This window comes from Aquabacterium sp., assembly GCF_049274795.1.
Classification (GTDB): Bacteria; Pseudomonadota; Gammaproteobacteria; order Burkholderiales; family Burkholderiaceae_C; genus Aquabacterium.
In genome coordinates this window covers 1-3,587 of the sequence record NZ_JBASTH010000011.1, presented here as the reverse complement: position 1 = coordinate 3,587, position 3,587 = coordinate 1, and the positions used below count along the sequence as shown (strand labels likewise).

4 protein-coding genes are annotated in these 3,587 nt (G+C 41.9%); all 4 read left to right on the top strand.

From position 1 onward, the window contains the following. The first annotated feature begins 10 nt into the window (after window positions 1-10). The 4 genes from rpsL to fusA are packed head-to-tail and all read left to right on the top strand — an operon-like array spanning window position 11 to window position 3,144. Entirely contained in the window at window positions 11-355 is a 345-nt protein-coding gene (gene rpsL, locus WAQ08_RS01345; RefSeq protein WP_422188841.1) for a 30S ribosomal protein S12, read from the top strand. Then, a complete protein-coding gene (rpsG, locus tag WAQ08_RS01340; RefSeq protein ID WP_422188840.1) occupies window positions 355-834 on the top strand; it encodes a 30S ribosomal protein S7 in 480 nt (159 codons plus the stop codon). The genes rpsL and rpsG overlap by 1 nt, the downstream gene beginning before the upstream one ends. Before the next feature lie 4 nt (window positions 835-838). Continuing rightward, window positions 839-1,063 carry a hypothetical protein gene (locus tag WAQ08_RS01335; RefSeq protein WP_422188839.1) on the top strand — a complete coding sequence of 75 codons (225 nt, stop codon included), beginning with the start codon at window positions 839-841 and terminating at the stop codon, window positions 1,061-1,063. Further along, entirely contained in the window at window positions 1,063-3,144 is a 2,082-nt protein-coding gene (fusA, locus tag WAQ08_RS01330; protein WP_422188838.1) for an elongation factor G, read from the top strand. The genes WAQ08_RS01335 and fusA overlap by 1 nt, the downstream gene beginning before the upstream one ends. Window positions 3,145-3,587: the final 443 nt, after the last annotated feature.

Genomic DNA, 3,587 nt, shown 5'->3' with positions numbered 1-3,587 from the left:
ATCGCCAGCGATGCAACGTGTGGTTAACAACCTAAAGACTAAGAACTACGAAAAACCATCTCCATTCAAAAGAGGTGTTTGTATCAAAGTAACAACCAAGACTCCGAAAAAACCTAACTCTGCCCTTCGTAAAGTTGCACGTGTGCGACTTACGAATGGCTACGAAGTTTGGGCTTACATCGGTGGTGAAGGCCATAACCTACAGGAACACGCTGTGGTTCTAGTACGTGGTGGACGAGTAAAAGACCTTCCAGGTGTTAGGTACCACATTGTTCGTGGAGCTCTCGACCTTCAGGGTGTATCAGGCCGAAAACAAGGTCGTTCTAAATACGGATCAAAGAAGGAAAGTAAATAATGCCACGAAAAGTTACAAAAAGCCTAGTTAGAGATATACCAGGAGACCGACTATACAACAGCGTGTTGGTTCAAAGATTTATCAACCGTGTTATGCGTGATGGTAAAAAACAAGTTGCAGAAAAACTAGTATACGGTGGCATGGAAAAGGCCGCAAAAAAACTAAAAGTGGACAACCCACTAGAAGTATTCGAGCAAGCTCTTGCTAACGCTAGACCAAGCCTAGAGACACGTTCACGACGTGTTGGTGGTGCTAACTATCAGATTCCATTTGAAGTAAAAGGACAGAGACAAACACACCTAACACTTATGTGGTTTGTAGCTGCAGCTCGATCACGATCTGGCATGAGCATGGAAGACAGAATCGCACTTGAGCTAGTAGACGCCTACAACAACACAGGAACAGCTGTAAAGAAAAAAGAAGACGCACATAAAATGGCTGAAGCCAACCGAGCCTTCGCTCATTTTGCGAGGAACTAAAAATATGGCTATTGCGGAAATTGTTGACACACTGCTTTTTGTTAATTCTGGTGATCAAGGCACTACATTAAAACCATACGAAGCAAATGGAATATTCGGTAAGCTTGGCGAAAAATCAGCACAACTGCTAGGTTTTAATACTGAACAAGTTTCTTTGTCTGAAGATGCGCCTCAAACCATGATTCCAGGACAAGAAATACAAATACAAACCGAGATAGGAGCTAATTAATGGCAAAGACAGTATTAAACAAACTAAGAAACATCGGAATTATCGCTCATATTGACGCCGGTAAGACTACAACCACAGAAGGAATCCTATTCCGAACTGGGCTAAAGCATAAAATCGGAGCTGTTCACGAAGGTGAAACAACTACAGACTGGATGGAACAAGAGCGTGAGCGTGGTATTACAATTACTTCTGCTGCTGTTACTTGTTACTGGAAAGATCACCAAATTAACATTATTGATACTCCAGGACACATCGACTTTACCGTAGAGGTGGAGCGATCACTTCGTGTTCTTGACGGTGCTGTGACAGTATTCGATGGCAAAATGGGCGTTGAATCTCAGTCTGAAACTGTTTGGCGACAAGCTGACAAATACAACGTCCCTCGTTTTTGTTTTATCAACAAGATCAACCAAACTGGTGGAGATTTCTACAAATCACTTGATTCTATTCACGCACGTCTTAACAAACACGCTTTCCCAATTCACCTACCGATTGGCTTCGAACAGTCTATCAATGGTGTAGTCGACCTTATCGAGATGAAAGCTTACACATACAAAGAATTCACAGACAAAGAACTTGTTGTTGGTGAAGTTCCTGAAGACATGCTAGAAAAAGCAAAGAAATACCGAAGTTTGCTTATCGAAAACGCAGTTGCAGAAGACGAAGAAATCCTAGAGAAATACCTAGAAGTTGGTGAAGAAGGCCTAACAGTAGACGAAATCAAACAAGCTATCCGAACAGCCGTACTTACAGCCAAATTCTTTGCTGTAACTGGTGGTGACGGCCGTGGTGTGATCGTAGAAAAAGTTCTTGACGCTGTTGTTGAGCTACTACCATCTCCTATCGACCGAGGTTCATCATGGGGCACAGATGTTAAGACTGGCGACGAAATTGAGCGAAAGCCATCTGACACAGAGCCATTTGCAGGTCTTGCCTTTAAGATCGCAACTGACCCATTTGTTGGAAAACTTTCATTCGTGCGAGTATATTCTGGAACTCTAAAAGCTGGTAGCTACATACTAAACAGCTCAAATGGTGAAAAAGAGCGAATTGGTCGAATTGTCCGTATGCAAGCCGATAAGAGAGAAGATGTTACAGAAATTAAAGCTGGTGACATCGCAGCTGTTGTAGGGCTAAAAGCTACGACTACTGGACACACACTTGCTGACATCGCTAAGCCAATTATCTTGGAAAGCATTACATTCCCAGAACCTCCAGTGTCTATCGCTATTGAGCCAAAGACTAAAGCAGACCAAGAAAAAATGGGAATCGCTATGCAGAGACTTGCAGAAGAAGACCCAACATTCAGAATCAAAGTAGATCACGACACAGGTCAGACAATCATCAGTGGTATGGGTGAGCTTCACCTAGAAATCATCGTAGATCGTATGAAGAGAGAATTTAACGTTGAAGCTAACATCGGTCAACCTCAGGTTGCCTACCGTGAAACTATCCGAAAAGACGGTGTTGAAGTTGAAGGTAAATTCGTTAAACAAAGTGGTGGTCGTGGACAATACGGTCATGTATGGCTACGAATTGGCCAGAACGAAGAAGGTAAAGGATTTGAATTCATCAACTCTATTAAAGGTGGTGCTGTTCCAAGTGAATACATCAAACCTGTATCAGAAGGTATTAAAGAAGCACTTGCTAACGGTGTCATCGCTGGTTATCCAGTTGTTGACGTTAAGGCAGAGCTTTATGATGGAAGCTACCACGATGTTGACTCTAACGAAATGGCATTTAAAATCGCTGGGTCAATGGCTATCCAAGCTGGTGTTAAGATGGCAAGTCCAGTACTTCTAGAACCTATTATGAAAGTCGTTGCTGTTACTCCTGAGGAATTTATGGGTGACGTTATCGGAGATCTTAACTCTAAGCGTGGACGAATTGAATCTATGGAAGACCTAGCTAACGGAATCAAACAGATAACTGCATTTGTGCCTCTTGGTGAGATGTTTGGCTACACAACCAACCTTCGATCTATGACTCAAGGACGAGCCAGCTCAAGCATGGAACTTGATCACTACACCGACGTACCAAACCACGTTGCCGAAGCAATCATAGCCAAGAATAACAAGTAATGACTTGGCAAGAAGCTGTCTTTGCCGTTGGTACTTTAATCTTTTCTGTGGCCTTATTGCCATCTATAAAGAGTCAGAACAAACCACATTTATATACTAGTCTCATGACAGCAGTTACATTAGTAGCATTTTCAGCAACATATTTTACCCTTGACCTAGTATTTGCAGGGATAACCACACTTATAAACGCATTTCTATGGCTAACTTTAGCCTTCCAAAAATACAATCAAAAATAAACCGAGTAACCTCTTTACAAGACAGTTAATTTGATATAAGATGTATTGGTACATTCGTGTCAGAGTACTATTCTAATTGTTAGAATTTACAGACACTTAAGAAGTTAATAATAAGGAGACAAATAATTATGGCTGATCAATTTGATCGAAGCAAACCTCACGTTAACGTGGGAACAATGGGTCACGTGGACCACGGTAAGACATCAC

What these genes read in the sequence shown, in the direction of transcription:
- fusA (WP_422188838.1), top strand. Translation starts at nt 1,063, where the DNA reads ATGGCAAAGACAGTATTAAACAAACTAAGAAACATCGGAATTATCGCT.
- rpsG (WP_422188840.1), top strand. Translation starts at nt 355, where the DNA reads ATGCCACGAAAAGTTACAAAAAGCCTAGTTAGAGATATACCAGGAGAC.
- WAQ08_RS01335 (WP_422188839.1), top strand. Translation starts at nt 839, where the DNA reads ATGGCTATTGCGGAAATTGTTGACACACTGCTTTTTGTTAATTCTGGT.
- rpsL (WP_422188841.1), top strand. Translation starts at nt 11, where the DNA reads ATGCAACGTGTGGTTAACAACCTAAAGACTAAGAACTACGAAAAACCA.